Source organism: Plantibacter sp. ME-Dv--P-095 (assembly GCF_030209365.1).
Lineage (GTDB): Bacteria > Actinomycetota > Actinomycetes > Actinomycetales > Microbacteriaceae > Plantibacter.
Genome location: NZ_JARVSB010000006.1, coordinates 1 through 25,857, shown reverse-complemented (window position 1 = coordinate 25,857; position 25,857 = coordinate 1). Strand labels below are relative to the sequence as shown.

The 25,857-nt window shown below is 70.3% G+C and carries 30 protein-coding genes; 13 read left to right on the top strand and 17 right to left on the bottom strand.

Going from position 1 to position 25,857, the window contains the following annotated elements; all coding sequences use genetic code 11:
• Positions 1 to 34 precede the first annotated feature (34 nt).
• On the top strand, positions 35 to 919 hold the full coding sequence (locus tag QRN26_RS08365; protein WP_285036215.1) for a PhzF family phenazine biosynthesis protein: 885 nt from the start codon (positions 35 to 37) through the stop codon (positions 917 to 919).
• Here the strand turns inward: QRN26_RS08365 and QRN26_RS08360 are convergent.
• The 10 genes from QRN26_RS08360 to QRN26_RS08315 all read right to left on the bottom strand — a co-directional run bounded on the left by QRN26_RS08360 (position 885) and on the right by QRN26_RS08315 (position 9,622).
• The gene (locus QRN26_RS08360) at positions 885 to 1,670 is read right to left on the bottom strand and encodes an ABC transporter ATP-binding protein (protein WP_285036214.1); all 786 of its coding nucleotides are present in this window, start codon (positions 1,668 to 1,670) and stop codon (positions 885 to 887) included. The genes QRN26_RS08365 and QRN26_RS08360 overlap by 35 nt on opposite strands.
• Entirely contained in the window at positions 1,667 to 2,743 is a 1,077-nt protein-coding gene (locus QRN26_RS08355) for a FecCD family ABC transporter permease (protein ID WP_502927375.1), read from the bottom strand. The genes QRN26_RS08360 and QRN26_RS08355 overlap by 4 nt, the downstream gene beginning before the upstream one ends.
• A gap of 11 nt (positions 2,744 to 2,754) precedes the next feature.
• Positions 2,755 to 3,798 (bottom strand): ABC transporter substrate-binding protein, encoded by a 1,044-nt coding sequence (locus QRN26_RS08350; protein ID WP_285036213.1) that lies wholly within the window; start codon positions 3,796 to 3,798, stop codon positions 2,755 to 2,757.
• A gap of 189 nt (positions 3,799 to 3,987) precedes the next feature.
• Positions 3,988 to 4,431: an ATP-binding protein gene (locus QRN26_RS08345; protein ID WP_285036212.1), complete on the bottom strand. Its 444-nt coding sequence runs from the start codon at positions 4,429 to 4,431 to the stop codon at positions 3,988 to 3,990.
• 49 nt (positions 4,432 to 4,480) lie between these two features.
• On the bottom strand, positions 4,481 to 4,663 hold the full coding sequence (locus QRN26_RS08340; RefSeq protein ID WP_285036211.1) for a hypothetical protein: 183 nt from the start codon (positions 4,661 to 4,663) through the stop codon (positions 4,481 to 4,483).
• A 166-nt stretch (positions 4,664 to 4,829) separates the two neighbouring features.
• Entirely contained in the window at positions 4,830 to 5,492 is a 663-nt protein-coding gene (locus QRN26_RS08335; protein ID WP_285036210.1) for a response regulator, read from the bottom strand.
• Positions 5,489 to 6,745, bottom strand: a complete 1,257-nt coding sequence (locus QRN26_RS08330; protein ID WP_285036209.1) for a sensor histidine kinase — start codon at positions 6,743 to 6,745, stop codon at positions 5,489 to 5,491. Before QRN26_RS08330 ends, QRN26_RS08335 begins: the two co-directional genes overlap by 4 nt.
• Positions 6,746 to 6,813: 68 nt before the next feature.
• Positions 6,814 to 8,034 (bottom strand): serine hydrolase domain-containing protein, encoded by a 1,221-nt coding sequence (locus QRN26_RS08325; protein ID WP_285036208.1) that lies wholly within the window; start codon positions 8,032 to 8,034, stop codon positions 6,814 to 6,816.
• Positions 8,035 to 8,048: 14 nt separating this feature from the next.
• On the bottom strand, positions 8,049 to 8,873 hold the full coding sequence (locus tag QRN26_RS08320; RefSeq protein WP_285036207.1) for a hypothetical protein: 825 nt from the start codon (positions 8,871 to 8,873) through the stop codon (positions 8,049 to 8,051).
• A complete protein-coding gene (locus QRN26_RS08315) occupies positions 8,873 to 9,622 on the bottom strand; it encodes an ABC transporter ATP-binding protein (RefSeq protein ID WP_285036206.1) in 750 nt (249 codons plus the stop codon). The genes QRN26_RS08320 and QRN26_RS08315 overlap by 1 nt, the downstream gene beginning before the upstream one ends.
• Before the next feature lie 99 nt (positions 9,623 to 9,721).
• Here QRN26_RS08315 and QRN26_RS08310 point away from each other — a divergent pair, with 99 nt between their 5' ends.
• Positions 9,722 to 10,246 (top strand): hypothetical protein, encoded by a 525-nt coding sequence (locus QRN26_RS08310; protein WP_285036205.1) that lies wholly within the window; start codon positions 9,722 to 9,724, stop codon positions 10,244 to 10,246.
• Between the two features lie 101 nt (positions 10,247 to 10,347).
• A complete protein-coding gene (locus tag QRN26_RS08305) occupies positions 10,348 to 11,079 on the top strand; it encodes an HAD family hydrolase (protein ID WP_285036204.1) in 732 nt (243 codons plus the stop codon).
• Positions 11,080 to 11,103: 24 nt separating this feature from the next.
• Here QRN26_RS08305 and QRN26_RS08300 read toward each other — a convergent pair whose 3' ends face one another.
• Entirely contained in the window at positions 11,104 to 11,544 is a 441-nt protein-coding gene (locus tag QRN26_RS08300) for a BLUF domain-containing protein (protein ID WP_285036203.1), read from the bottom strand.
• 202 nt (positions 11,545 to 11,746) lie between these two features.
• The gene (locus QRN26_RS08295; RefSeq protein ID WP_285036202.1) at positions 11,747 to 13,267 is read right to left on the bottom strand and encodes an HNH endonuclease signature motif containing protein; all 1,521 of its coding nucleotides are present in this window, start codon (positions 13,265 to 13,267) and stop codon (positions 11,747 to 11,749) included.
• On the opposite strand from QRN26_RS08295, the gene QRN26_RS08290 reads away from it, so the two are divergent.
• Positions 13,241 to 13,426: a hypothetical protein gene (locus tag QRN26_RS08290; RefSeq protein WP_157580285.1), complete on the top strand. Its 186-nt coding sequence runs from the start codon at positions 13,241 to 13,243 to the stop codon at positions 13,424 to 13,426. The two genes, QRN26_RS08295 and QRN26_RS08290, sit on opposite strands and share 27 nt — an antisense overlap.
• A gap of 179 nt (positions 13,427 to 13,605) precedes the next feature.
• Here the strand turns inward: QRN26_RS08290 and QRN26_RS08285 are convergent, their stop codons facing one another.
• Both QRN26_RS08285 and QRN26_RS08280 read right to left on the bottom strand, forming a co-directional pair.
• Positions 13,606 to 14,916 (bottom strand): ABC transporter permease, encoded by a 1,311-nt coding sequence (locus tag QRN26_RS08285; protein WP_285036201.1) that lies wholly within the window; start codon positions 14,914 to 14,916, stop codon positions 13,606 to 13,608.
• Positions 14,913 to 15,620, bottom strand: a complete 708-nt coding sequence (locus QRN26_RS08280) for an ABC transporter ATP-binding protein (RefSeq protein WP_285036200.1) — start codon at positions 15,618 to 15,620, stop codon at positions 14,913 to 14,915. Before QRN26_RS08280 ends, QRN26_RS08285 begins: the two co-directional genes overlap by 4 nt.
• A gap of 166 nt (positions 15,621 to 15,786) precedes the next feature.
• Here QRN26_RS08280 and QRN26_RS08275 point away from each other — a divergent pair, with 166 nt between their 5' ends.
• The 3 genes from QRN26_RS08275 to QRN26_RS08265 all read left to right on the top strand — a co-directional run bounded on the left by QRN26_RS08275 (position 15,787) and on the right by QRN26_RS08265 (position 19,217).
• Entirely contained in the window at positions 15,787 to 17,007 is a 1,221-nt protein-coding gene (locus QRN26_RS08275) for a sensor histidine kinase (protein ID WP_285036199.1), read from the top strand.
• Positions 17,004 to 17,681, top strand: coding sequence for a response regulator (locus tag QRN26_RS08270; protein ID WP_285036198.1), 678 nt, complete (start codon positions 17,004 to 17,006; stop codon positions 17,679 to 17,681). The genes QRN26_RS08275 and QRN26_RS08270 overlap by 4 nt, the downstream gene beginning before the upstream one ends.
• 96 nt (positions 17,682 to 17,777) lie before the next feature.
• Positions 17,778 to 19,217 carry a sugar porter family MFS transporter gene (locus tag QRN26_RS08265; protein ID WP_285036197.1) on the top strand — a complete coding sequence of 480 codons (1,440 nt, stop codon included), beginning with the start codon at positions 17,778 to 17,780 and terminating at the stop codon, positions 19,215 to 19,217.
• Here QRN26_RS08265 and QRN26_RS08260 read toward each other — a convergent pair.
• Positions 19,204 to 19,770, bottom strand: a complete 567-nt coding sequence (locus tag QRN26_RS08260; RefSeq protein WP_056779808.1) for a manganese efflux pump MntP — start codon at positions 19,768 to 19,770, stop codon at positions 19,204 to 19,206. The two genes, QRN26_RS08265 and QRN26_RS08260, sit on opposite strands and share 14 nt — an antisense overlap.
• A gap of 215 nt (positions 19,771 to 19,985) precedes the next feature.
• Here QRN26_RS08260 and QRN26_RS08255 point away from each other — a divergent pair, with 215 nt between their 5' ends.
• Genes QRN26_RS08255 through QRN26_RS08240 form a run of 4 tightly spaced genes read left to right on the top strand, consistent with a single transcriptional unit; the run spans position 19,986 to position 22,828 of the window.
• A complete protein-coding gene (locus QRN26_RS08255) occupies positions 19,986 to 20,321 on the top strand; it encodes an ArsR/SmtB family transcription factor (RefSeq protein WP_056009546.1) in 336 nt (111 codons plus the stop codon).
• Entirely contained in the window at positions 20,318 to 21,010 is a 693-nt protein-coding gene (locus tag QRN26_RS08250; RefSeq protein WP_285036196.1) for a cation efflux transmembrane domain-containing protein, read from the top strand. Before QRN26_RS08255 ends, QRN26_RS08250 begins: the two co-directional genes overlap by 4 nt.
• Positions 21,011 to 21,050: 40 nt before the next feature.
• The gene (locus tag QRN26_RS08245) at positions 21,051 to 21,803 is read left to right on the top strand and encodes an enhanced serine sensitivity protein SseB C-terminal domain-containing protein (RefSeq protein ID WP_056009548.1); all 753 of its coding nucleotides are present in this window, start codon (positions 21,051 to 21,053) and stop codon (positions 21,801 to 21,803) included.
• 23 nt (positions 21,804 to 21,826) lie between these two features.
• Positions 21,827 to 22,828 carry a hypothetical protein gene (locus QRN26_RS08240; protein WP_157580287.1) on the top strand — a complete coding sequence of 334 codons (1,002 nt, stop codon included), beginning with the start codon at positions 21,827 to 21,829 and terminating at the stop codon, positions 22,826 to 22,828.
• A gap of 26 nt (positions 22,829 to 22,854) precedes the next feature.
• Here the strand turns inward: QRN26_RS08240 and QRN26_RS08235 are convergent, their stop codons facing one another.
• Positions 22,855 to 23,184, bottom strand: coding sequence for a hypothetical protein (locus QRN26_RS08235; RefSeq protein ID WP_056009552.1), 330 nt, complete (start codon positions 23,182 to 23,184; stop codon positions 22,855 to 22,857).
• Between the two features lie 105 nt (positions 23,185 to 23,289).
• Complete coding sequence (locus QRN26_RS08230; protein ID WP_056009554.1) at positions 23,290 to 23,712, bottom strand: Hsp20/alpha crystallin family protein; 423 nt, start codon at positions 23,710 to 23,712, stop codon at positions 23,290 to 23,292.
• A 159-nt stretch (positions 23,713 to 23,871) separates the two neighbouring features.
• Between QRN26_RS08230 and QRN26_RS08225 the strand changes: the two genes are divergently transcribed.
• Positions 23,872 to 24,156, top strand: coding sequence for a MerR family transcriptional regulator (locus tag QRN26_RS08225; protein WP_056009556.1), 285 nt, complete (start codon positions 23,872 to 23,874; stop codon positions 24,154 to 24,156).
• A 46-nt stretch (positions 24,157 to 24,202) separates the two neighbouring features.
• Positions 24,203 to 25,699, top strand: a complete 1,497-nt coding sequence (locus QRN26_RS08220; protein WP_056009557.1) for a serine hydrolase domain-containing protein — start codon at positions 24,203 to 24,205, stop codon at positions 25,697 to 25,699.
• The last annotated feature ends 158 nt before the right edge of the window (positions 25,700 to 25,857 follow it).

Here is a 25,857-nt window from a genome sequence, read left to right as displayed (position 1 = left end):
ACGAGCGTCGCAGGCCGCGGGATAGCATCGTCGGATGTCGACCACCGCACCTCCCGAGATCCTGCGCTTCACGGCCTTCGCCGCCGAACCGGGTGGTGGGAATCCTGCCGGAATCGTCCTCGACGCCTCTGCGCTGTCGGACGCCGAGATGCAGGGGATCGCCACCGAGGTCGCGTACCCCGAGACGGCGTTCGTCGTCGACCCGGCAATCGACGGCGACGACCGCCACGTGCGCATGCGCTACTTCTCCCCCGGCGCCGAGGTGCCGTTCTGTGGCCACGCCACCATCGCGACGGCCGTCGTGCTCGCCGAACGCCGAGGTGTCGGTCGGTTCACCCTGGAGACGAACGTCGGACCCCTCGTCGTCGAGACGACGAACGACCCCGAGACCCGCTCGATCACCGCGTCGTTCACGAGCGTGGAGCCGACCGTGCGTGATCTCGACCCGGAGGTCGCCGACCGGCTGCTGGCGATCCTCGGGCTCGAGCGGTCGGACCTCGACGAGCGGTGGCCGCTCCGCGAGTCGTTCGCCGGCAACCGGCACCCGGTCGTCGCGGTCCGCGAGCAGGACGTCTTCGACGACTTCACCTTCGACCCGGCCACGCTGCGCGGGCTGATGGACGAGCAGGGGTGGGCCGGAACCGCGACGGTCGTGCACAGCCACGGCTTCGACGACGGCGGCATCCTGCACGTCGAGGCGCGCAACCTCTTCCCCGTCGGCGACATCACCGAGGACCCGGCGACCGGGTCCGCAGCGGCTTCCCTCGGCGGCTACCTGCGTGCGCTCGGTCTCCTCACCCCTCTGGCGCGGATCCTCGTGCGGCAGGGCCACCATGTCGGTGCGCCCAGTCTGCTGACGGTCGACGTGCCGGCGACCGGCGGCATCACCGTGTCCGGGACGGCGAGCCCGATCGGGTGAAGGTGACCACCGGGTACCCGCGCTCCGCGTCCAGCGTCACCTCGGCCGCGACGCCGTAGACGTCGGCGATGAGTTCCGCCGTGAGCACCTCGCTCGGTGCGCCGGCGGCGACCACCCGACCGGCCCGCAGCACGACCACGCTGTCGCAGTACATCGCGGCCAGGTTGAGGTCGTGGATGGCGATCACGGTGGTCAGCGGGAGCGCGCAGACGAGGTCGAGGAGCTCCAGCTGGTGTCGGATGTCGAGGTGGTTCGTCGGTTCGTCGAGGAGCAGCTCGCGCGGCTCCTGGGCGAGGGCCCGCGCGATCTGCGCACGTTGACGTTCACCTCCGGAGAGGGTGTGCCAGAGGCGCCCGGCCTGGTCGAGCAGCCCGACATGCGCGAGCGCACGCTCCACGGCGGCGTCGTCGGCCGCGGTGTCGCCGCCGAGTCCCGAGCGGTGCGGGATCCGTCCGAGCCGGGCGATGTCGCGCACCGTGATGTCGACGTCGGTCTCGGCGTGCTGGGTCACCGAGGCCACCGAACGCGCGATGCGCCGCCGCCCGACGGAGGCGAGGTCGACGCCGTCGAGCGTCACGAGCCCGGCGGTCGGCTTCACGAGGCCGTGGAGCACTCGCAGGAGGGACGACTTGCCCGAGCCGTTCGGCCCGAGGAGTCCCACAGTCTGTCCCGGCTCGGGGTGCAGGGTGACGCCGTCGACGACGAGCGCACCGCCGCGGTTCCAGGTCACGTTCTCCGCGTGCAGCGTCATCCGCGCCTCCTCCTCCGTGCCAGCAGCGCGATGAACACGGGCACCCCGACGAGTGCCGTCCCCACGCCCACCGGCAGCGGTGTCGGCGAGAACGCGACCCGCGAGCCGGCGTCGACCCACACCATGAAGATGGCGCCGATGATCGCGGTCGCCGGGATGAGCCGGCCGTGCCGCGGTCCGACGAGCAGGCGGGCGGCGTGCGGGAGCACGAGGCCGACGAACCCGATCGCCCCCGCGACGCTCACGAGGGTCGCGGTCATGAGCGCGGTCGCAATGAGGAGGATCGCGCGCGTCCGGCCCACGTGGATGCCGAGGGACGCGGCGACGTCTTCACCGAATGCGAAGGCGTCGAGCGCGTGGGCGTACCGGAGGCACAGGAGGGAGCCGGCGACGACGACGATCGCGCACAGGATCACGTCGTCCCAGCGCACGCCCTCGAGTGAGCCGAGCAGCCAGAACATCACGCCGCGGGTCTCGTCGGAGTCGGCGAACGCGAAGATGACGAGCGACGTCAGCGCCGAGAAGAGTTGCGTACTGGCGACGCCCGCGAGCACGACCCGATCGGTGCCGCCGCCGGAGAGCCGGGCCAGCAGGAGCACGAGTCCGAACGCGACGAGGGCTCCGATGAACGCGCCACCCGAGAGCCCGATCGATGCGCCGCCGAGTCCGAGGATCCCGATGGCGACCGCACCGGTCGATGCACCGGAGGAGATGCCGAGGATGAACGGGTCGGCGAGGGGGTTCCGGAGCAGCGACTGCATGATGACGCCGCAGAGTCCGAGTCCGGCTCCGCACGCGGCGGCGACGAACGCCCGGGGCAGGCGCTCCTCCCAGACGATCGCGTCCTTCGACAGCTTCACCGGGATGTCGGTGATCCCCAGGTGGTTCGTGACGATGTCACGCACGTTGACGAGCAGGATGTCGGCCGGGCCGAGGGTGATGGCCGCCCCCACCGAGATGAGGAGCAGCAGCACGCCGACGAGGACGAGGAGTCCGGCGATCACCGCGCGGCGGGCTCGGGGCGCGGGCCGCCGGGCGGTGTCGACGTTCGTCGCTGTATCCGGTTTCGTCACCGTGTGGGGGTTCAGAGCTCGTCCTCGTGCTCGACCCACCACGCCTTGATCTTCTCGAGGCCGTCGACGAAGCGGATGGACGGGTTCAACTCGGCGCCGTGGAGGGCGATGTACCGCTGGTTGCGGACCGCGTCCATGGTCTTCGTGAGCGGGTCGGACTCGAGGAACGCGATCTTGTCGTCGAGGCGGTCACCGGGGAACCGGTCGCGTTGCAGGTCGCCGAGGACGAGGACCTTCGGGTCGCGGTCGACGAGGTCTTCCCAGGTGGTCGCCGGCCAGTCGTCGGTGGCTTCGGTGAAGACGTTCTCGAGGCCCGTGGTCGAGGCGAGGAGCGCGGCTGAGCCGAGTCCGCCACCGACGTAGGGCGTCTTCGTGTCGGCGAACCAGAACGCGACGGTCGTGCCGTCGAAGTCGACACCCTCGGTCGCCTTCGCGGCCCTGGCCTGCAGATCGGCGACGAGTGTTGCTGCGCGGTCGGACACGTCGAAGACCTCGCCCATCTCGGTGATCTCCTGGTATAGCGCGTCGATGGTGAGCGGCGTCGTGCGCGTGCCGCCGCCGTTGATGCTCGTGCCGTTGTCGCAGTCGGTGGGCGACAGGTAGCTGGCGACACCGGTCTCGGCGAAGCGGTCGCGTGGGGCGACGCCACCCTCGTTGAAGTGGCGGCCGAAGGAGGCGGTGACGAAGTCCGGGTCGGCTCCGAGGACGACCTCGTACGTGGGGGCGTTGTCGGCCAGGCGTGGGACCTCGGCGTTGGCGGCGGCGAGCGAGTCGAGGACGGGGTCCGTCCAGGAGGCGGTGCCGACGATGCGGTCCTCGAGGCCGAGCGAGAGCAGAATCTCGGTCGAGTTCTGGTCGAGTGAGACGACCCGCTGCGGTGCGGCGTCGATGGTGACCTCGGCGCCGCAGTTGTCGAGCGTGAGCGGGTACTCCGTCGCGCCCTGCCCTGCGGCGGCGGTGGACGCCGGTTCGACGGCTTCGGAGGCGCCGCAGGCGGAGAGTCCGAGGGCGAGGACGGCTGCGAGGGCGAGACTGCTGGCGGCGCGCTGGTGCACGTCGACTCCTTCGTTCAGGGCGGGGACCTAGGAAGGATAGCCTTACCTGACTGGTGGGGGCGAATCGGCCCTGTACGGTCCTCCGAGCCTCGCTGTAGCTCATCCGACGATGGCCGCGAGGATCTCTCGCGCGACCTCCGGGGCTTGCTTGCAGGTTGTGTCGATGCGCAGCTCATCGGTGAAGCCGGCTCAGTCGAGAGTGCGGGCCAATTCGGGGTGACGCTGTGTGTGCCACTGCAGCGCCGCCTCGTCATCATCGTGTCGTCTGGTCAATCGCGGGAGCACTGCATCGGAAGTCGCTGTCAGACGAACATGCAACAGCCTTCTTGAGGCCAGCGCAGCAGCGCTGCGCTGCAGCTCGTCGAGAGACTCGACAACAGTGGCGACCACGACCACGCGGGCGCCGGCGCGTCGGAAGTTCGAGGCGATCGCGTGCATGTTCTCGAGACTCAGGTCGGTCCGGAACGGATCGCCAGGGGGCGCAGGCCAAGATCGGCGCAACCAGTCGGCATCGATGACCGCGCCGGGAATACCGCACCGCTCCAGCTCGCCACCAAGCCTCTCGGCGGTGGTCGTCTTCCCGGTGCCGACGCTGCCGTTGATCAAGACGGTGTCGAACGTCGCGTGGGGCATTGCCCAACAGTATCGGCCGGCCAGCGCGTGTGACGCGGCGGACGGTGTCTCAGGCCCGCGATCGAGCGCGGCCGCGCGCGTACCCGGCGATGTAGATCACGAGCAGGATGATTCCACTGATCTGGAGCGCGAGCGACAGCCCGGCGAGGAATTCCACCTGCGGCCACACAAGCCGAAGCACCAGAGACACGAACATGGACGTGAGAGCGACGACGACCAGTGTGTTCTTCATGGTTCGACCCTACCGGTGCGCTCAGACTGACGCGGATGCCGGGCATGAAAACGGGGTGGCTCGAAAGCCGCCCGCCTCTGGATGACTACCCCGACGGTCTCTCCGTATCACCCCCTGGGTCGATACGACAGGACACCGACGTGCGCGCACGACCCGCGCCCGCCCCTCACCGCGGGTCGACGAGCCCCGCTCGGATGCCCCAGAGCACGGCCTGCAGGCGGTCACGCGCCCCGGTCTTCTGCAGAAGACCGGCCAGGTGGTACTTCACCGTGGTGGGTTCGACGAAGAGCCGGTCCGCGATCTCCGCGTTGGACAGACCCTCCGCCAGCAAGTGGAGGACGTCGAACTCGCGGTCGGTGAGCGGTGACTCGGCCGGAGCCGCGGTGGCCGGCACGGTCGTGCTGCGGCGCTCCGAGAACTCGCGGAGGATGCGGCGCGTGAGGCGTTGGTCGAGCGTGCCCTCCCCCGCTGCGACGGACCGGATCGCCGCGAGCAAGGTCGCCTCGTCCGCGCCCTTCAGGAGGAAGCCCGCCGCCCCGGCCTCGAGCGCGGCGAAGACGTCCGCGTCGACGTCGAAGGTCGTGAGGATGAGGACGTCGGCGTCGAGCTCCGGGTCGGCCGTGATCGTGCGGGTCGCCGCGATCCCATCCGTGCCCGGCATGCGGATGTCCATGCAGATCAGGTCCGGACGCAGCTCCCTCGCCGACCGCACCGCGTCCGCACCGTCGATGGCCTCGCCCACCACCTCGATGTCCGGCTCGGCACCGAGAATCACCGAAAGGCCGGCGCGGACGACGGCCTGGTCGTCGGCGATGAGGAGGCGGATCATGTGTCACTCCGGGGCTGGTCGGGACGCTGTTCGTCGGGGATGGTGAGGCGGTTGCGCCACCCGCCGCCGTCCGTCGGCGCCGAGGTCAATCGCGCTCCGATGAGCTCGGCCCGCTCGCGCATGCCCCACAGGCCGTACCCGTCACGGGACGGCGACGCTGGCCGCTGCGACGACGGGGCGTTCGTCACGGTGAGCTCGATCGCGTCCGCCTCGAACCGCACCACGACGTGAGCGGTGGCTCCGGGCGCATGCCGGGCGGCGTTCGCCAGCGACTCCTGGACGGTCCGGTACGCGGCCGTCTCCGCGAGCGGGCCCAGTACACGGGGCTCGCCGGTCACGGTGTACGCGACGTGCTGCCCCCGTGACCGCGCCGCCTCGACGAGTTCCGGGATCGCCGCGATCGTCGGGATGGTCGCCGGCCCGAGGGTCGATCCGTCGCCGCCGCCCAGGGAGTCCGCATCGTCGCTGCGCAGGAGGCCGACCGTCCGCCGCAGGTCGACGAGGGTGGTGCGGGCGTCGGACTGCACGGTCTGGAGCATCGCCCGAGCACGTTCCGGGTCGCGCTCCATCAGAGCGGTCGCCGCCTGTGCACTGACGATGATCCCCGACAGGTGATGCCCGGCGATGTCGTGCAGTTCCCGGGCGAGGGCGGTGCGTTCCGAACGGAGATCGTTCAGGGCGCTGATCCGACGCTCGTTCTCAGCCATGCGCGCCTGGTCTTCGATCGCCGACAGCAACCGCTCGCGACCCCTGGTGTATTCGGCGACGCCGGCCGGGAGCACGTACTGCAACACGATGCGCGCGACGGCTGCGAACACGAGGATGAGCGGCTGCTCAGAGGACCCGAAGGCCATGGCGATGCCGCCGACGACCGTCGTGGCCACCGCGCCTGTCACGAGCGCGGTCATCACCGTCCGACGCTCCTCGTGACGGGCGAGCGCATAGGTGGCGAGGATCACGCCGAACGAGCCGATCCCGAGTTCGCCACCACTGGACCCGAGGATCATGAGGTCGAGGAGGACCGCCACACCGAACACCGCGACGGGGTGCCGCCGCCGGAAGAGCAGGGCGACGGCCTGGAACACGACCAGCGCCGCGTGCGCCCACGGCGACACCTGTCCCGGCACGGCGTGCAGCTCGTCGACCCACGGGACGACCCCGAGGTACCCCACCGCACCGGCGAGGACCAGGACCGGCGGGAGCGCCGCGCGCAGCCGGGCCGCGACAGGTGCGGGCCGTGCGGAGGAGGTCATGGGTCGAGTCAACCACGCCGAGCGCCGACCCCGGTGGGGGTCGACGCTCGGCTGCCGGTGGGAGACGGTCATCGCTCGCAGAGGCTCGCGTCGAGGGCGTCGACGACGATCCGGTACTGCTCCATCAGTCGCTCGGTGTCGTCGGGTGAGACGACCGCCCACGGCAGCGAGGTGACGGCGATGGTGACGGCGGTGCCGTCGGGGCCGACCGCGTTACGCGTCTGGGTTCCGGGGATGTCGCCGCCGTGACCCCAGGCCACGCCGCCGCAGCTCAGCGGGTAGCTCTGCAAGCCGAGCCCGTAGCCCGCTCCCGGCCAGAGTTCGTCGCCCGCCGGGACCGTGGTCTGCATCTCGGCGAGGGTCTCCTCGTTCAGGAGCTCGCCGTCCAGCAGCGCCTTCATGAAGACGTTGAGCTCGTGCGGCGTCGAGACGAGCGCGCCGGCGGACCAGGCGAACGAGGTGTCGAGGGCGGTGAAGTCCACGAGCTCGCCGACGGTCTTCGCGTGGTACCCCTTGGGGTGCTCGCCGCGCAGCTCGCGTTCGCCCGGCGCCGGGAAGTAGGTGTGCTCGAGGTCGAGCGGCTTGACGATGCGCTCGTCGATCTGCTGGCCGAGCGCCCGGTCGGTGACACTCTCGATCATGAGCCCCAGCACGAGGTAGTTCGTGTTGCTGTACGCCCACCGCTCCCCCGGCGCGAACACGGCCGGCTTCGCGAGGGCGATGTCGAGCATGTCGCGGGGCGAGGTGTAACGCTCCTGGGCGGCGAACGCATCGGCGGCGATCTGGTCGGCGTACTCGGGGAGCCCAGCCGTGTGCTGCAGCAGCTGCCGGACGGTGATGCGGGTGCCGTCGACGCCGTCGCCGGTGATGAGCCCCGGGAGGTACGTGTCGATCGGGGCGTCGAGCGCGACCTTGCCCTCTTCGACGAGCTGGAGGACGACGGTCGAGACGAACATCTTCGTGTTGCTCGCGATCCGCACCTCACCGTCGACCTGGGCGGGCTCGTCGGTCGCGAGGTCGCCGATGCCGGCCGCGACGTCGATCGCGGTGCCATCCGGTCCGATCACCGAGGCGAGCGCCGCGGGGTAGCCGGCGTCGACGAGCGACTGCATCCGGTCCTGCAGCGGGCCGGACTCCGAGCCGGTGTCGGTGGCCTGCTCGGTGACAGCGGTGCAAGCGCTGAGGGAGACGGTTCCGGCCAGGAGCGCCGCGGCGGCCGAGACGGCGATGAGGGTGCGGTGACGGTTCGGGGTCTGCGTCTGGTTCTGGGTCTGGTTCTGGGCGTTCATGTGGGTGGGTCCTTTCAGATGTCGCGGCGCGAGAGTGCAGCGGATGCGGCCGCGGTCAGGGCGGCGGTGAGGGTGACGAGGGCGATGATGACGACGGACGGTCCGAGCCCGGCCGCGCCGCCGTGGATGACGCCCTGCGCCAGGGCGACGGGCAGGAACTGCGTCCAGACCGGCAGCACCCCGCCGGTGATGAGCTGGATCATGGAGACGACGACCGGTTCGAGGATGAGGATCGCGATCATCGTCAGGACGCCGGCAAGTTGCGTGCGGACGATGAGTCCGATCGCGAGGCCGATGACGGCCAGGGCGGTGACCGCGAGGATGCCGAGCCCGAACCGTGCTGCGAGGTCCGCGAACCCCAGGACGAACGGCGTCCCGGAGGTGGCGAGGGTGATCAGCAACGTCACGAGGCTGACGAGGGCGAGGACGACGCCGAGGGCGGCGCCGATCAGGGCGACCGCACCCGCCTTCGCGGCGACGATGCGGAACCGCTTCGGCGAGGCGAGGACGGCACCGACGATGCCGCCGTAGCGGTCGTCGCTCGTGCCGGCGAGGACACCGAACAGGGTGATCGCGAGGAGCGCGACGCCGATGGAACCGTTGCCCATCGACGCACCGAGGGGGTTGAGCGCGTCGAGTTGGACGGCTCGGGACGCGAGGTCCAGGACGGGGAAGTCGCTGCCGAGGGCGTCGAGCCCCGGCCCGATGTCGCCGTCGGCGAGGGCGGGCATGAGGGTGACGAAGGCGAGCTGGGTGACGATCAGTCCGACGACGGCCACCAGGGCGGTGACCTTCGTGGCGGTCGTGGTGACGAGCCCGAGGAGTTCGGCGCGGAGCATCAGCGCACCTCCCCGTTCCCGGCGAGCTGGGCGGTTCCGGTGACCCGGAGGTAGTACGCCTCGAGGTCGCCTTCCGCTGCGGCGAGGATCTCGTCCATCGACGACTGGGCCAGGACGCGCCCCTCGGCGATGACGACCACGTCGTCCGCGATGTCCTGCACGTCGGAGAGGAGGTGCGACGAGAGCAGCACCGTTCCACCCGCGTCGGCGAACGCGCGCAACCGGAGGCGCAACCACTGCATGCCGGCCGGATCGAGGCCGTTCGAGGGCTCGTCGAGGATGAGCACGGCCGGCTCGCCGAGGAGTGCTGCGGCGATCGCGATGCGCTGGCGCATGCCGAGCGAGTACCCGCCGGCGGGGCGGTCGGCGTCGCGGCTCATCCCCACCTCGGTGAGGACCGCGTCGATCCGGGCGGCGTCGACTCCGATGCGCGCTGCGGCGATGCGGAGGTGCTGCCGCCCGGTGCGGGCGGGGTGGAGCCCACCGGCGTCGAGCACGGCTCCGACGGCGCGCGCCGGCTGGTCCAGCTCGCGGTACGGTCGGCCGAGGATGCGGGCCTCTCCGGCATCGGCGCGGGCGAGGCCGAGCAGCAGGCGAATGGTGGTGGTCTTCCCGGCACCGTTCGGGCCGAGGAGTCCGACGACCCGTCCGGGGTCGACGGTGAAGGACACGTCGTCGACGCGGGGGCTGCCGTGGAAGGTCTTCCGGAGCCCGCGCGCCTCGATCGAATGGGGGTGTGTCGTGGTCATGTCTTCAGCCTCCGCGCTGGCGGCTTCCGGCACCCCCGCCCGACGTCCAGTCCACGCCTGGCCGAATGGACAGTCGTCGACGACCTCTAGGCTGCTGGCATGGATGCTCCCACTCGTCGCTTCGCCCTGCGTGGGGCCGTCCTGGCGGTCGCGCTGAGCTGTCTGCTGTCCGCATGCGCGCCATCGCCGTCGCCGGACCGCACGACCGCGCCATCCGCATCGGCGTCGGATGCAGCCACCCGCTCGGGCACCGGGGAGATCCGGCACGACCTCGCCCCGCTCACCGAGCGGTTCCCGCAGCTCGAAGGGGCGACGGACGCGACCTGGATGTCGGGGACCCTCGGCGACGACCGGGTACCCGGGCCCAGCACGTATTGGATCGATGCCGTCGTGACCCTCGACGAGGCGAGCTACGCCGCGGTGCGCGCGGAGGCAGGGTCGACGGAACTCGACGAGGACGCCCAGCTCCCCGAGCTCGACCCCGGCCTCGACGACGCGCTGCCGAGTAGGCCGTTCGTGCGCTCGCAGGCCATCGACGACGCGTTCTCCGTGGACGGGCGCTCGACGGTCGTGGTCCTCGACGACGCGACCCGGACCGTGATCCTGACAAGCCGGTTCCAGTAGCGGCGAGGCCGGGTCAGGTCCGACCGGGCCCGCACGAGAGCACGTTCTCCGGCGGACCGCCACCGCTTCCCAGCACGGATGGAGCGGGGTTGACTGGGCGCATGTCCGATACTGCTGACACCACTGAGACCACCGACACCAACGTCCCCGACAACACCGACGACCGCATCGCGGTGCTCTTCGACATCGACGGCACGCTCGTCGATTCGAACTACCTGCACGTCGACGCATGGGATCGTGCGTTCGCCGATGCCGGCAGACCCGTCGACGCGTGGCGGATCCACCGGTCGATCGGGAAGGACGGCGGTGAGCTCCTCGAGTCCCTGCTGGACGGTTCCGAGGAGGTCAAGCAGTACGGCGAGCGGGCGAAGGAGCTGCACAGCGAGTACTACCTGCAGAACACGTCCCGGCTGCGGGTGATCGGTGGGGCGCGCGAGCTGCTCAGCGAGTTGGCTGAGCGCGGTATCGCGGTCGTCCTGGCGACCTCGGCGCCGGAGAACGAGCTGGAGATCCTGCGGGAGCTGCTCGACGTCGACGAGGCGGTCTTCGCCGCGACGTCCTCCGGTGACGTCGAGACCGCGAAGCCGGAGCCCGACATCGTCGAGGTCGCTCTCGACCGCGCAGGGGTGCCGGCGTCGCGGGCCGTCATGGTCGGCGATGCCGTCTGGGACATCGAGGCAGCGGCGCGGGCCGGTGTGGAGTGCATCGGGGTGCGGAGCGGCGGGTTCGGCGAGCAGGAGTTGCGCGATGCGGGTGCGGTCGCGGTCTACGGTGACGTCGCCGAGTTGCTCGCGAACCTCGAGGACAGCCCGATCGGCAAGCTCAGGGCGTAGCGGGCGCCGTCGCCACCGTCTCGTTCAGCGGCTGGCGCGGCTGCGGAACCAGCGGGCGAGTTCGCGAAGGGCGCGCATGGTGGCAGTCGGGTCGTCGCGGTCGAGGTCGTCGAAGGTGTCGCGGTAGCCGTCGAGGTCGGCGGCGGATCCGCTGTCGGCGCGTTCGAAGCCCATGGTCCAGTCGGCGAACTGGCGTTCGCGGATGGGTTCTTCGAACATCACCCGGATGCCGGTGTGGCGGGGGTCGGCGCTGAGGGTGTCCATGAGCCCGCGGACGGCGGCCTCTGGTCCTTCGAGGACCTGCAGGAACCGGCCGTCGCGGTGGACGAGCATGCCGGTGAGCCCGCTGCGGGCGTTGTTCTCGCGGCTGGTGGCGAGCATGGCGGTGAGGTCCTCGTCGCTGAACGGCTGTGTCGCCGTGCTCGCGTACACGAGTGACAGCATCTGGTCTTCGTCGGTGCCCACCGTTGGAGCCTACCCGGCGGGGTGCGGAGGCGGTCCCGGAAGCGCGTCCGGCGAACTTCCTCCGGTCACTGAGCTTGTCGAAGTGCGCACGAGAAACCCTTCGACAAGCTCAGGGACCGAAGCGCGTCTGGTGCCCCCTCCGATCACTGAGCCTGTCGAAGTGCCCACGAAGAACCCTCCGACACTCAGGGACCGGGGGTGGTCAGAACGGCGCAGGGTCCGGCTCAGTTCGGTGGCGCTTGCCGTCGGGTGTCGTCCAGTCCAGGACGCCACCGGGCCCGTGGTCGAGGTTCCATCCCGGCAAGTGCTTCATCCGGTGATGATGTCGGCACAGGCACGCGAGATTCCCGACATCCGTCGTGCCGCCGTCTTCCCACGCGACCGAATGGTCGAGGTCACACGCTCTGGCGCGTCTCCCGCAGCCGGGTGCTCGACAGGTGCCGTCTCGGAGACGGACCGCGCGTTGCAGGTCGGTCGGGACCCGGTACTGGTCGCGGCTCACAGAGAGGACGGCACCGGTCTCGGGTTGGACGAGGATGCGAGTCATGCTGGGCGCGTTGACCGCGATGCGAGCTGCGGTCTCAGGGTCGATCGGCCCGTAGCCGTCGAGCGTGGCGGGTGCGTCGGAGACACCGGCCAGGCTGAGCGCCGGCACCGTGATCTGCACGGTCGGCGTGATGTGCTCCTGGACCTCGATCGGATGCGGCACCACCGGGCTCGACATGACGTCGTCGGGGGTCACTCCAGTGAGGGCGAGTGCGGCGAGGGCGTCCGCCTGCAGCTGGGCGCAGCTGCGCGTATCGCCGGCCTTGCGCGACTCCGTGGCCGCTGCTTCGACCCGCTCGATGATGCCCTGCGCGATGGGTGCGGTGGTGAACAGGTGCACCCACGCCATGCCATCCGTCGCGGGCTCGAACTCCACCCGACGGTCGGCTTCGGAGCGGATAGTGCGAGCGGTGATCGACTCGGGGTGGAGTCGTTCGCGGAGGACGCGGGCTCGCTTCCGGAGGTTGGCGTTGGTCAGCTGCTCCGCGACCGGCAACACCGCCTCGAGAAACGCCGCCCGCCCGGCGGTTGGCACGTCGCTGAGTTGATCGATGATGGTCTGCGCGTGCTGGGCGGAGATGCGACCCGCCTCGAGCGATGCGAGCACGGACGGGGCTTCGTTCACGAGACGCTCCGCGTCGTTCGTCGCGCGCTGGACGGTCTGCTCGGGCGTCCGCGTCGCCATCGCAAGGGCTGCACAGGTCGACCGGCGGGAGAGCGCCTGCCGTTCCGCGGGCGGGTACACGGCCGGGACCACGGAGTCGGCGAGGGCGTCGGCGTGCGCCGCCGAGCGGGCGAGGAGGCGCGCTTTGCGTGCGTCCAGAACGGCCTGTTGCCGGTGAATCTCAGCCCACTCATCCGAGAACTCCGCGAGCTGCGCGGCGTACGCATCGCCAGCTCGAACTCCGGACGTGGTGCTCTCGGTCAGGGAACAAGTCCACCATGGACCACTGACATTCCAGATGCTGAGTTGCGCTGGTTGCGGACGTCCACTCGTGGGCCCTTCGACAAGCTCAGGGACCGGGGCTTGGCCCTTCGACAGGCTCAGGGACCGGGGAGGGTTCCTCTCGCCGGTCGCCTCGCCGCAGGAGACGCCCCGTCCGAGGTGCTCGCTGCGGTCCAACGCCGCCGCGAGCGACCGGTCAGGATCATGCAGCGCATCCAGCGGGCCGGGCATCGGGTCATCTCCCGCACCACCACCGGCGAGCGCATCGCACCGCGGTGGGCGATCCGACTCCTGCGGCTCGCGACCCCCCTCGTCCGACCGCTTGCGGCGAGGTTCATCGGGATCGGGCTCCGGCCCGAGCACGTCACCGAGCCAGCGCGCGAAGGATAGGGCAGCGGTCGAAGGTCCTCAAGGTTGGACGATCGTCGACCGGCGGTCGTAGCGTGGACGTCGCAGACGAGACCTGAACGTCTGTGCCGGCGCTGCTCCTCAACCTGGCGCCGGCGCGGCTGTGGGGCGTCGCTTCCGCCACGCCCCACAGCCGTCACCCGGCGCCGGTCATCCGCGCATCACTCGTAGCGGAGCGACTCCACCGGATCGGCCTTCGCGGCACGGGCGGCGGGCAGGGTTCCGGCGAGGAACGCGATCACCATGACGACCAGGACGATGATCGCGAGCGACGCCGGGTCGAACGCGATGAGGTCGAGGCCCGGCAGGTCGGCCAGGAGCGATCCGGAGAGCGCAGCACTGATGCCGGTGCCGGCGAGCACCGCGATGCCGACGCCGATCGCGCTGCCGAGGAAGCCGATGAATGCGGCTTCGAGGCTGAACAACCCGAAGACCTTCCCACTGCCCATCCCCATCGCCTTCATCAGCCCGATCTCGCGGGTGCGTTCCTGCACGGACATGAGCAGGGTGTTCACGATCCCGAAGCTCGCGGCGAGGAGGGCGATGATCGCGAAGGCGTTGAGGACGAGGACGATGCCGTCGATCACCGTCTTGATGGTGCCGAGCTGGTCCGCGACGGTCGTTCCCGTGTAGCCCGCGTCGGCCAGTCGGTCCTTCAACGCCGTGACCTGCTCGTCGGTGGCGTCCGCGCTGAACCGGATGGACGCCTGCGCGTACCGCTCGACCTGGTCGGACGGGACGCCGATGTTCTGCGTCTCGTAGAGCAGGTCGGTGAGCGCGGCGTTCGGCACGATCGAGGCACCGGTGGGCGAGGCGAGGCTCTCCTCGGCGACCCCGACGACGGTCGCGTCCACGGTGTGCTGCGTGCGCTGCGCATCGGTGATCGCGACCGTGACCGTCTTCCCGACCGCGTCGGCGTCGCTTCCGAAGCCGAGCGGTTCCACGTACGACGTGGGGAGCACGAGCTGGAGCGTGTCGGAGTCGTCGTCGGGCTGTGCACCGTCCAGCAGGGTGACGCTCTGCCCGGAGATGAGTCCGCCGACGCCGACGACGTACTTCGTACCGCCGCCCGCCTCGATGTAATCGGTCGAGATCGACTTCACCGCCTGCACGTCGAGGACGCCGTCGATCCCGCCGAGCTCGTCCAGGTCCGCCGGCGTGAGGGCCACGACGGTCGATCCTGGCGCTCCGGCACCGGTGGTGGCGACCGCGTCCGGGTCGTACTCCTTCGGCCCGCTCGTGGCCGCGCCGATGCCCGACCCGGTGTCGGCCGTCTTCGTGACGGTCATCGTGTCGGACGCGCCGACACTCGACACCGTGTCGTCGATGTAGGCGTTGATGCCGGTACCGAGCCCGTTCGTCAGCGTGAGCGTGAACGCTCCGACGAAGATCGCCAGGATCGTCAGGATGGTGCGGGTCTTCGATCGGAAGGTGTTCGCGACGGCGGTCCCGATGAGGTCGATGGTGTTCATGCGGCCACCGCCTCGTCCTCGACGAGCAGTCCGTCGCGGATGAGGATCCGCCGATCGCAGCGTGCCGCCAGCTCCTCGTCGTGCGTCACGACGATGAGCGTGATGCCGTTCTCCCGGTTGAGGGAGAAGAGGATGTCCTCCACGACGGCGCCGGTCGCCGTGTCGAGGTTGCCGGTCGGCTCGTCGGCGAAGATGATCCGCGGGTTGTTCACGAGCGCGCGGGCGATCACCGTCCGCTGCTTCTGCCCACCGGAGAGGTTCACCGCGCGGTTCCGCGCCTTGTCCTCGAGCTGGAGCTGCGCGAGTGCGGCGAGCGCCCGGCGACGTCGGTCACCGCGACGGACGCCGGCGATCTTCATCGGGAGGAGGACGTTCTCGAGCACCGTCGCGTTGGCGGTGAGGAAGAACTGCTGGAACACGAACCCGAAGGTCTTGTTCCTGGTCGTGTTGAGGCGGCGACCACGGAGGGTGCTCGTGTCGACCCCTTCGAGTTCGACGGTGCCGGAGCTCGGTGCGTCGAGGAGCGCGAGCACGTGCATGAGCGTGGACTTGCCGGAGCCGCTCTTCCCGACGATCGCGACGCTCTCGCCCGCGTGGATGTCGAAGCTCACCCCCTTCAGCGCGTCGAACCGGTTCTGTCCGCGACCGTAGGAACGCCGGACGTCCCGGACCGAGATGATCGGCGGCGCTGTGGTGTTCTGCATGGTGTCTCCTCGTCTGGGGCCGGGTGCTCCGGCACCAGTCCAGACTCGCCGCGACGCCCGTCTGACGCGTCCCCCACCGGCGGACACCCGCGTACCGCGTCCGTGGTACCGCGGAATGGCACGTGCGGAGGAGTCGCCTGGCGCGGGTTCCCGGCAGACTGGGGCCATGACCACCGCGACGCAGGATCGCCGGGTGCGCGATCCGCGTCCTCGACCTCCGGCATGGGTGGGCGACGTGGTCGCCGCGGTCCTCATCATCGCCTCGGCCTTCATCCCGTTCCCGAATGCGGAGTTCCGGCCCGGCAGCCCACTCGTCATCGCCCTGGTCGTCGCGCCGGCGCTCCTGCTCCCCCTTCGCCGACACTGGCCCATCCCGGTGCTCGCGGCCGTCATCGCCTGTTACGGGGCGGCGGCGATCACGGGGACCCTCGCTCCCGGGGTCGTGATCGCGGCCGCGATCGCGATGTTCGGGGTGGCCGTGCGCTCCGCGCGGCGGACGACCCTGATCACGGCCGTCGCGACGATGGTCGCCGTCGCCCTCCTCAGCCTGCTCGCGTCGATCGGCAGCTTCGATCCGCGGACGGTCCAGTTCGCGGTGATGATCGCGTTCGCCGCTGCGGCCGGGGACGGGACACGCTCGCGCCGCGCGTACATCGTGGCGATCACCGAGCGCGCGGAGCGGGCCGAGCAGACCCGCGAGGCCGAGGCGAGGCGTCGGGTGACCGAGGAGCGACTCCGCATCGCCCGCGACCTCCACGACACCGTCGCCCACCAGATCTCGGTGATCAGCCTGAACGCCGGGGTGGCGTCGAGTTCTCTGGAGTCGCGGCCGGAGAAGGCGAAGGAGGCGCTCGTCTCGATCCGACGGGCGTCGCGGACGGTGCTCGGCGAGATCGGCGATCTGCTCGAGGTCCTGCGGAACGACGGCGGGGACGCTGGCGCAGGCTTCCGTGGAACGCTGCCGCAGCCGGGACTCGACCGACTCGACGCGTTGATCGCCGAGTTCACCACCGCAGGCCTCGACATCACGACACGGATCACCCCCGACGCACCGAAGCTGTCGACCGCCACAGACACGGTCGCGTACCGCGTCGTCCAGGAGGGGCTGACGAACGCCCTGAAGCACGGTCCCGAGCGTCGTGCGCACGTGCTCGTCGAGAGCGGCGACGGCAGCATCGTCGTCAGCGTGAGCAACCCGACCGCTCCCGGCGTCCCGAGCGGGCAGCTCGACGGAACGCCGACCACCGGGCACGGGCTCCTCGGCATCCGCGAACGTGTCGCCGCCGTCCGCGGGACCGTCGACGTCGGCGCGACCCCTGGTGGCTGGCGACTGTCCGCGACGCTCCCGACCACCGATCCGACGCACCCCGAGGAGTCCTCCGCATGACCACCGTGCTCGTCGTCGACGACCAGTCGCTCATCCGACAGGCCGTCTCCGACATCCTCGCGTCGGAGTCCGACCTCGACGTCGTCGGCGAAGCCGTGGACGGCGCTCAGGCGGTGGCGCTCGCCCGGGAGTTGCGACCGGACGTCGTGCTCATGGACATCCGCATGCCCGTGCTGGACGGCATCGGCGCGACCGCCGCGATCTGCGCGGACCCCGGGCTCGCGGACACGCGCGTCCTCATCCTCACCACCTTCGAGGAGGACGAGAACCTCATCGCGACGCTGCGGGCCGGCGCGAGCGGGTTCATCGGCAAGGGCTCGGAGCCTGAGGAGATCGTCCGAGCCGTGCGCGCGGTGCACGCCGGGGACGCACTGCTGTCCCCCGCGGCGACCCGGAGTCTCATCACCAGGTACGTCGTCGCTGGAGACGGACCGTCGAGTCCGCGCACGGTCCCAGCCGAACTGACGCTGCTCACCGAGCGGGAACTCGAAGTACTGCTCCTCGTCGCCCGCGGACGCTCCAACCAGCAGATCGCCGACGAACTCGTCATCTCACCGCACACCTCGAAGACCCACGTGAACCGCATCATGACGAAGGTCGCCGCCCACGATCGCGCCCAGCTCGTGATCCTCGCGTACGAGAGCGGTCTGCTCCGGCCGGGCGCCGACGACTGAGCACCCTGCTCCGGCCAGGCGCCGACGGCTGAACCGGTACTGTCGTCCTGTCCACGACGCCGTTCGGCGTGCGGGCCCAGCAGACGAGGAAGTGCGATGGCCGGATCCCCCACAGCTCGACGGACGGCGAGCACGCTGCCGCCCCTCACCCCCGGCCCGCACCGGCGACACCTCGGCCTCATCTCGATCGTCGCCTGTTTCGGCGGGCTGCTCTTCGGCTACGACACCGGCGTGATCAACGGGGCGCTGCGTCCGATGACCGCGGAGCTCGGGCTGACCCCGCTCACCGAGGGCGTCGTCACCAGTTCACTCGTCTTCGCCGCCGCCGTCGGCGCGTTGCTCGGCGGTCGGGTGTCCGACGCGTGGGGCCGCCGCCCGAGCATCGTCGCGCTGGCCGTCCTCTTCTTCATCGGCACGCTCGCGGTCGTCTGCTCGCCGAACGTGGAACTGCTCGTCGCCGGGCGTATCCTCCTCGGCCTCGCCGTGGGCGGCGCGTCTGCCGTGGTCCCGGTCTACCTCGCCGAGCTCGCCCCGTACGAGATCCGCGGGTCCATCACCGGCCGGAACGAGGTCGCGATCGTCATCGGCCAGTTGTCTGCCTTCGTGGTCAACGCGGTGATCGGCAACGTCTTCAGCGAGCACCCGAGCGTGTGGCGGATCATGTTCGCCGTCTGCGCCCTCCCCGCGGTCGCGCTCTTCGTCGGGATGTTGCGGATGCCCGAATCGCCGAGGTGGCTCGTCGACCACGGACGCCGCGATGAGGCACTTGAGGTCCTGCGGACCGTCCGTTCCGACGAGCGCGCAGCTGCCGAACTCGAGGACGTCGAGGCGGCCTCGATCGAGCACCGGAACGAACAGCGGATCGGGCTGCGGGCCGTCCTCCGCAACCCGTGGCTCGTCCGCATCCTGCTCGTCGGCGTCGGGGTGGGCATCGCCCAACAGCTCACCGGTATCAACTCGATCATGTACTACGGCCAGACCGTGCTCGTGGAGTCCGGCTTCGACGAGAGCAGCGCGCTCATCGCCAACATCGCCCCCGGGATCATCGCCGTGATCGGCGGCTTCATCGCCCTCACCTACATGGACCGACTCGACCGACGGAAGACCTTCATCATCGGGTTCTCCCTCACCACCGCCTGCCACCTGCTCATCGGTTGCGCGTCGATGCTGCTCGCGCCGGGCGACCCGGCCCGCCCCTGGGTCATCCTGTTCCTCGTGGTCGTGTTCGTCGGCTCCATGCAGACGTTCCTCAACGTCGCCGTGTGGGTCTACCTGGCCGAGGTGTTCCCGCTCGGGATGCGCGGCCTGGGCATGGGCGTCTCAATCTTCATGCTGTGGGTCGGCAACGGATTCCTGTCGCTGTACTTCCCGTCGCTCGTCGACGGGCTCGGCATCACGGGCACCTTCTTCCTGTTCGCCGGCGTCGGGGTACTCGCGCTCCTGTTCGTCGCCACCCAGGTGCCCGAGACCCGTGGGCGCAGCCTCGAGGCGCTCGGTGCGGACGTCACGACGGGGGCGATCTTCACCCGGCGGTGAGGTGGTCGATCAGGATCTTCGTGCCGATGAGGATCAGGATGACACCGCCCGCGATCTCGGCCGGCTTCCCGAAGCGCTCCCCCACCCGGCGGCCGATGAAGACGCCGAGGAAGGCGAGCACGAAGGTCGTGAGTCCGATGAGGACGACGGCCTCGATGATCGAGCCCGGGAGGAAGGCGAGTGTGATGCCGATGGCGAGGGCGTCGATGCTCGTCGCCAGTGCCAGGACGAGCAGTCGGCGGACGTCGATGCGGTCGGAGTCGACCTCGGTGTCCTCGTGGCTCGAGAACGCCTCCCAGAGCATCTTCCCGCCGACGAGGGCGAGCAGGCCGAAGGCGACCCAGTGGTCGACCTCCGTGATGTACCGCGCGAACTGCGTGCCGAGCACCCAGCCGATGAGCGGCATGACCGCTTGGAAGAGTCCGAAGGTGCCGGCGATCACGAGCGCGTGACGCACGTTGAATCGTCGCATGTGCAGGCCCTTGGTGAGGGCGACGGCGAAGGCGTCGGCTGAGACGCCGAGCGCGATGAGGAGGAGCGGCCAGAACGTCATGTCGCGGGGGTCTTTCTCTGCGGGGCGTCCTGCACGCGGAACCGTGGTCGGGCGGGGCGCCTCGAGGACCCGTCAACGTTGCCAGGGCGACAGGTGAGCGGCAAGCCGAGGTGCGTGATTGTCAGCGTTTCGGGTCGCCTAACGCGGCAGTTCGGGCCACCGTGAGCTGTTGTCAATACAGCCAAGCGTGTACTGTTTTCTCCGTGACCGACACCATGACACCGACCGCGACCCTGACGCACACCGCTGCGCTCGCGAGACTCGGGCACGCCCTGTCGGACGAGACACGGGCCCGCATCCTGCTCACGCTCCGAGAGGCCCCGGCGTTCCCGTCCGATCTCGCCGACGCACTCGGTGTCTCGCGGCAGGTCATGTCGAACCAGCTCGCCTGCCTCCGCGGTTGCGGGCTCGTCGAAGGCGTCCGTGAGGGACGGAACACCTGGTACCGCCTGGCGGACCCGCATCTCGCGCCGGCGCTCGACGACCTCCTGCGCCTCGTGTTGGTCGTCGACCCCGACTGCTGCTCCGGCGAGCAGTGCACCTGCGCATGAGCGCCGTCGGTCTGCCGAGCCCCCGCCTCCGGGCCCAGCTGACCCCCGCCAGACGTGCGACCCTGCAGCGGCGCATCCGGTGGATCGTGGCAGCGACGATCGCGTACAACGTCGTCGAGGCGGTCGTCGCCCTGTCCGCCGGGGCCGTTGCGTCCTCGGCGGCACTCATCGGATTCGGGCTCGACTCGATCGTCGAGGTGCTGTCCGCCGCAGCGGTCGCCTGGCAGTTCTCGAGCCCGGAGCCGCATCGTCGCGAACGAGTCGCCCTCCGGGTGATCGCCGTGTCGTTCTTCGGCCTCGCGGCCTTCGTCACGGTCGACGCGGTCCGATCACTCGTCGGCCTGTCCACCGCCGAGCACTCGACCGTCGGGATCGTCCTCGCGGCGATCAGCGTCGTCATCATGCCGGCGTTCTCGCTGTTCGAGCGCCGGACCGGGAACGAGCTCGGCTCCGCGTCCGCCGTCGCCGACTCGAAGCAGACGCTCATCTGCTCCTACCTGTCGGCAGCGGTCCTCATCGGACTGGTGCTCAACAGCACCCTCGGCTGGGCCTGGGCGGACGCCGTCGCCGCCCTCGTCATCGCCGTCTTCGCCGTCAAGGAGGGGCTCGAAGCGTGGCGAGGCGACGCGTGCAAGCGACCGGTCTCCTCGCTCACCTCGGAAGGCTCGGACGCCTGCGACTGCTGCTGAACGCGTGCGAGACGTCACCGGGGCGGGATAGCCTGCACTCATGCCAGCAGCCGACGCCGCAGACGCTCCCGACATCGAAGCCCTCCTCGCCGCAGCGGCGACCGACCGTTCGCAGGCGCCGGCCTTCGTGACGGCACTGCTCGAGAGCACGGTGATCGTCGCGGGGACCGTGACCGACGACAGCATGGCGACCCTGGCTGACCTCCTCGACGCTGACGGCAGCTCGGTGCAGCCGTTCTACACCTCGAAGGAGCGCTTCCAGGAGACGCTCCAGGTCGTTCCGACCTTCGAACGCAACATCCTCGCGCTGCCCTGCCGGGTCCTCTGGCAGATGACCCGAGGCCGCAGGCTCGTCCTCAACCCGCACTCCGCGCACGGCAAGGAGTTCCTCCCGGGCGAGATCGCCCAGCTGCTCGACGGCGAGGCGGTGCTCACCCCACGCGTGGTCGAGCGCGAGACCGAGGTCATGGTGGGACAGCCGGCCCGCGTCCCACCGGGGATGACCGAGGCACTGACGGCGGCCCTCGCCGAGTACCGCGAGGTCGACGAAGCGATCCTGGGCTGGAAGGTCACCCCGCAGGAGGGCGGTTCCTTCGACGAGAGCTACCTGCTCGTCATCGTCGGCGCTCCGAACGCACGCGAGGTCGTCAGTGGCGCCCTCGCCCGGGCGCTCGCGACGTACTCGGCGAGTGTGCCGATCGACGTGATGTACGCCGCGCCGGGCGCGAAGCACCTGCTGCAGGGCGTCCCGCCGTTCCACCGCCGCAAGCGCGGACTGTTCCGGCGAGGATGAGCGGCGAGCGGACCAGGAGGCTCGTGGCGGCCGGGCGTGTGGGACGTCTCGGACGGGCGGCCCTGGTCGCTGGCATCACCCTCGCGGTCCTCACGGCGTGCGTCGGGCCGTCGCCACACCCGGCATCCTGGGGCCCGACGGCAGGCTCGACTCCCTCGGAGCCGCCGTCGAGCGACCTCCCGGACCTACCGGTCGCCGACTTCCCCGGGCTCGCCTGCGAGCAACTCGCCGAGCCTGACGCCGTCGCCGCGCTCCTCGGCGACCGCGCCGCCACGGTGGCGGCGTCCATCGCGGAGGCGCCTGTCCTCCAGGACGGCGGCACCGTGTGCGCATGGTCGGACGAGGCGACCGGCGCGGCCCTGACGATCCGCCTCGTCGGTGAGGGTGTCGACCACTGGGCGGCGTTCAACCACTGGTACGAACACACCGACTGGACCGACACCGTCGGCGAGATCACCGGGACCAGGTGCTCGGACGACGGTTGCTCGGTCCATGCCCTCGACGGGGAGCGGTTCATCGAGGTGGACACCGTCGGCCTCGACGACCCGGACGGGCAGCGCACGGAGGAGATCGCCCGGGCCGCGCTCGCGGCGGCGCCGGCACCGACCCCGCGTCCGGTGGCGTCCGGCTCGGGCACCGGCACCGGCACCGGCTCGCGTTCGTGCGCAGCCGCGCTGCCCGAGGCATCGGTGCAGGCGATCCTCGGCGCGAGTGCCGGGGGCGCGAGCTATGTCAGCACCGCGACCCCGAGCTACCACCTCGCCCAGGACGCCCTCACCCGCGTCGGCGGCCTCGACTGCCGCCTGCTCTCCGCGGACTCGCGCGAGCTGCTCCGGTTCACCGTGCTGCCCGGAGGTGCGTGGCTGTTCCGCGACGACGCTCCGATCGCCGGCGCCAGATCGGGGTCGGCCGACGACGAGGGTTCGTCCGAGACGGCGCAGCGCGGCGAGGACTGGGTCAGCCTCCGGGCACCCGGAGCCGGCGCGGAGACCACGCGCGCCCTGCTGGCCGAACTGCTCGGCTGAGGGCGACGCGCGAGACCCGACGCGCGCTAGCCCGTGGGGCGGTCCGCGAAGGACACGACGACAGCGCCGACCACGGCGGCGATGGTGACCGCGACGGCGATGAACCACTGGATCCGAGGTGCCGCCCGCCGGATCACGACGACCAGATGTGCCAGCAGCGCCAGGACCGCCACCGCGCCGATGACCGTACCGACCACGCCTGGCTCGAACGCGACGACGCGCTCGGTCGCGAAACTGTCGTCGTCCGCCGGGGGCAGGTAGTACGTCGTGGTCATCTGCATCGCCGCGGCGAGCAGACCGAGCGCGGCGATCACGAGCAGGACTGAGGCTGCGACGATGCGCTTGGCACGGGACATGCCACCAGTATGGCGAGCGTCGGGCCCTGGACAGACGAACGCCCCACCCATGGAGCTGTGGGTGGGGCGTTCTGGCCGTTCGTTCGGACGAGTGCCGGTCGCCGCTCAGGCGTTGATCGCCTCCGGGTGGTCGACCGAGTCGACGGTGATCTTCCGGGGCTTCGCCCGCTCGCTCACCGGGATGATCACGGAGAGCACGCCGCTGTCGTACGACGCCGTGATGCCGTCGAGGTCGAGGCCGTCGCCGAGCGTGAACTGCCGGAGGAAGTGTCCGCCGCCTCGCTCACGGGCGAGCCAGCGCACGCCCTCGCGGCTGTCGGCCGTGCGCTGGGCGCGGATGGTGAGCTGGCCGCCGTCGACGTCGACGTCGATCGAACCGGGGTCGATGCCGGGGAGGTCGGCCAGCATCACGTAGCGGTCGCCGTCGCGGTAGAGGTCCACCGGCATTGGCCGGGGAGCGCGGACGGAGTCCAGCACGGAGGCTGCGAAGCGGTCCAGCTGACTGATCGGATCGAGGGTCATTGCCATGAGTGTTCTCCTTCCCTGTCGCCCGATGACGGTCGGGCTCATCGGTTGTCGCTGTCCAGGAGGTGGAGATCCGGGGCTTTGGATCTGCACTTCGTGGTGTAGATTTTTTATACATCGAACGCAGATTCCGTTGCAACCCGTTTTCAGGAGATCTCAAGCATGGCTGAGCGTGACTCGACGACACCCGTGTACGGCATCGCCGTCGCGGCCCAACTCGCGGGCGTTCCCGAGGCGACCCTGCGGCTGTTCGAGAGCAAGGGACTGCTCACGCCGTCGCGGACGGAGGGCGGCACGCGGCGGTACAGCGAGGACGATCTCGAGCGACTCAAACGCGTGACCGACCTGCGTGACGACGGGGTCAACATCGCGGGGATCGCCCGGGTGCTCGACCTTGAGGACGCCAATCGGGGACTGCAGGATCGGCTCGACGCCGTCGAGGACTGAGCGCGGCAGCTGCGCGACAGGTGGCGGCAAGTGGCAGCATAGAGGGATGAGCCTGCAGCGAAGCACTCCGTCAGCCCAGCACATCGACGCCTCCGGGATCGAAGCCTTCATCGACGCCCTCGAGCACCTGCCGAACGTCGAACCGCACAGCCTCATGCTGCTGCGGTCCGGCCAGGTCGTCGCGGAGGGATGGTGGGCGCCGTACTCCGCGGAGCGCGTGCACCTGCTGTATTCGTTGAGTAAGAGCTTCACCTCCACCGCCGTCGGCTTCGCCGTCGAGGAGGGACTCCTCAGCCTCGACGACACCGTGATCAGCCACTTCCCGGAACTCGACGCCGAGGTGACCGACCCCCGGAGCCGCGCCATGCTCGTGCGGCATGTGCTCGCGATGGCGAGTGGTCACCGGGAGGAGACGATCATGCGGGCGGCGGCGATCGACCCGACGAACCTCGTCCGCGGGTTCCTGCTCCTGCCGCCCGACGAGGACCCCGGCACCGTCTTCGCGTACAACCAGCCGTGCACCTACACGGCCGCGGCGATCATCCAGCGCATCACCGGCGGGACGCTCACCGACTACCTGCGTCCTCGCCTGCTCGACCCACTGGGCATCGGTGACTTCGACTGGCAGCGGGACGACCAGGGTTTCGAGCTCGGCTACAGCGGGCTGCACGCGCGCACGGAGGCGATCGCGTCGCTCGGGCAGCTCTACCTGCAGCGCGGTGTCTGGGAGGGGCGGCAGCTGTTGCCCGAGTCCTGGGTGGCCGAGGCGACGAGGTCGCACATCGCGAACGGTGACGACCCGGAGTCGGATTGGGCGCAGGGGTACGGGTTCCAGTTCTGGATCGCGCGCCACGGGTTCCGAGGCGATGGTGCGTACGGCCAGTACTGCGTCGTGCTGCCGGAACACGACGTCGTCCTGGCGGTGACCGGTCAGAGCCTCGACATGCAGGCCGTCTTGAACGCCGCGTGGGAGCACCTGTTGCCGGCGTTCGGGCGTGGTGATGAGGCCGAGTCGGTGGAGGGCGTGAGCACGGACGCGGACGCGAACATGGACGCGGATCAGGCGCTGCTCGAGCGACTCGCCGGCCTGGCGCTGCCGCCGGTGTCGGCAGATCAGGGCGGCTCTGCCGCGGAGAACGGCGCAGCTGAGGCGTCACTGCGCGACTTGGTCGGGCGGACGTTCGCTGCCGATCCCGGTTCCGCCCTGCCGCAGCTGACGGCCCTCGAGGTGGCGTCGGCCGACGGCGGTCAGGTGCTGCTGGTCGTGCAGGAGGGTGATGACCGGGTGGAGGTCGTCCCCGGTTTCGGCGAGTGGCGGACGCACGGGCCGGTCGTGGCGAGTGCCGGGTGGGGTGCCGACGGTGGCGTGCTGCGGGTCGAGGTGATCTTCGTCGAGACTCCGCATCGGATGCATCTCGTCGTCGATCCGGCGGCGGGCACCTTCGACGCGTGGTGGGAGACGACGCCGCTGCGGACGTCGCGGCTCGCCGAGGTGCGGCGTCCGAGTGAGGTCGTCGACGGTAGCGGTTCGTCCGTCTGGTGACCTGACGCCGGCGGCAGGCTGGGGAGTCCAGGGGCAGGCTTGCCGCCCTTCGACGAGCTCAGGGACCGAGCTGATCCGGCCACACCTCCGCCGATCACTGAGCACACCTCGCCCCGGTCACTGAGCCTGTCGAAGTGCGCACGAGGAACCCTTCGACA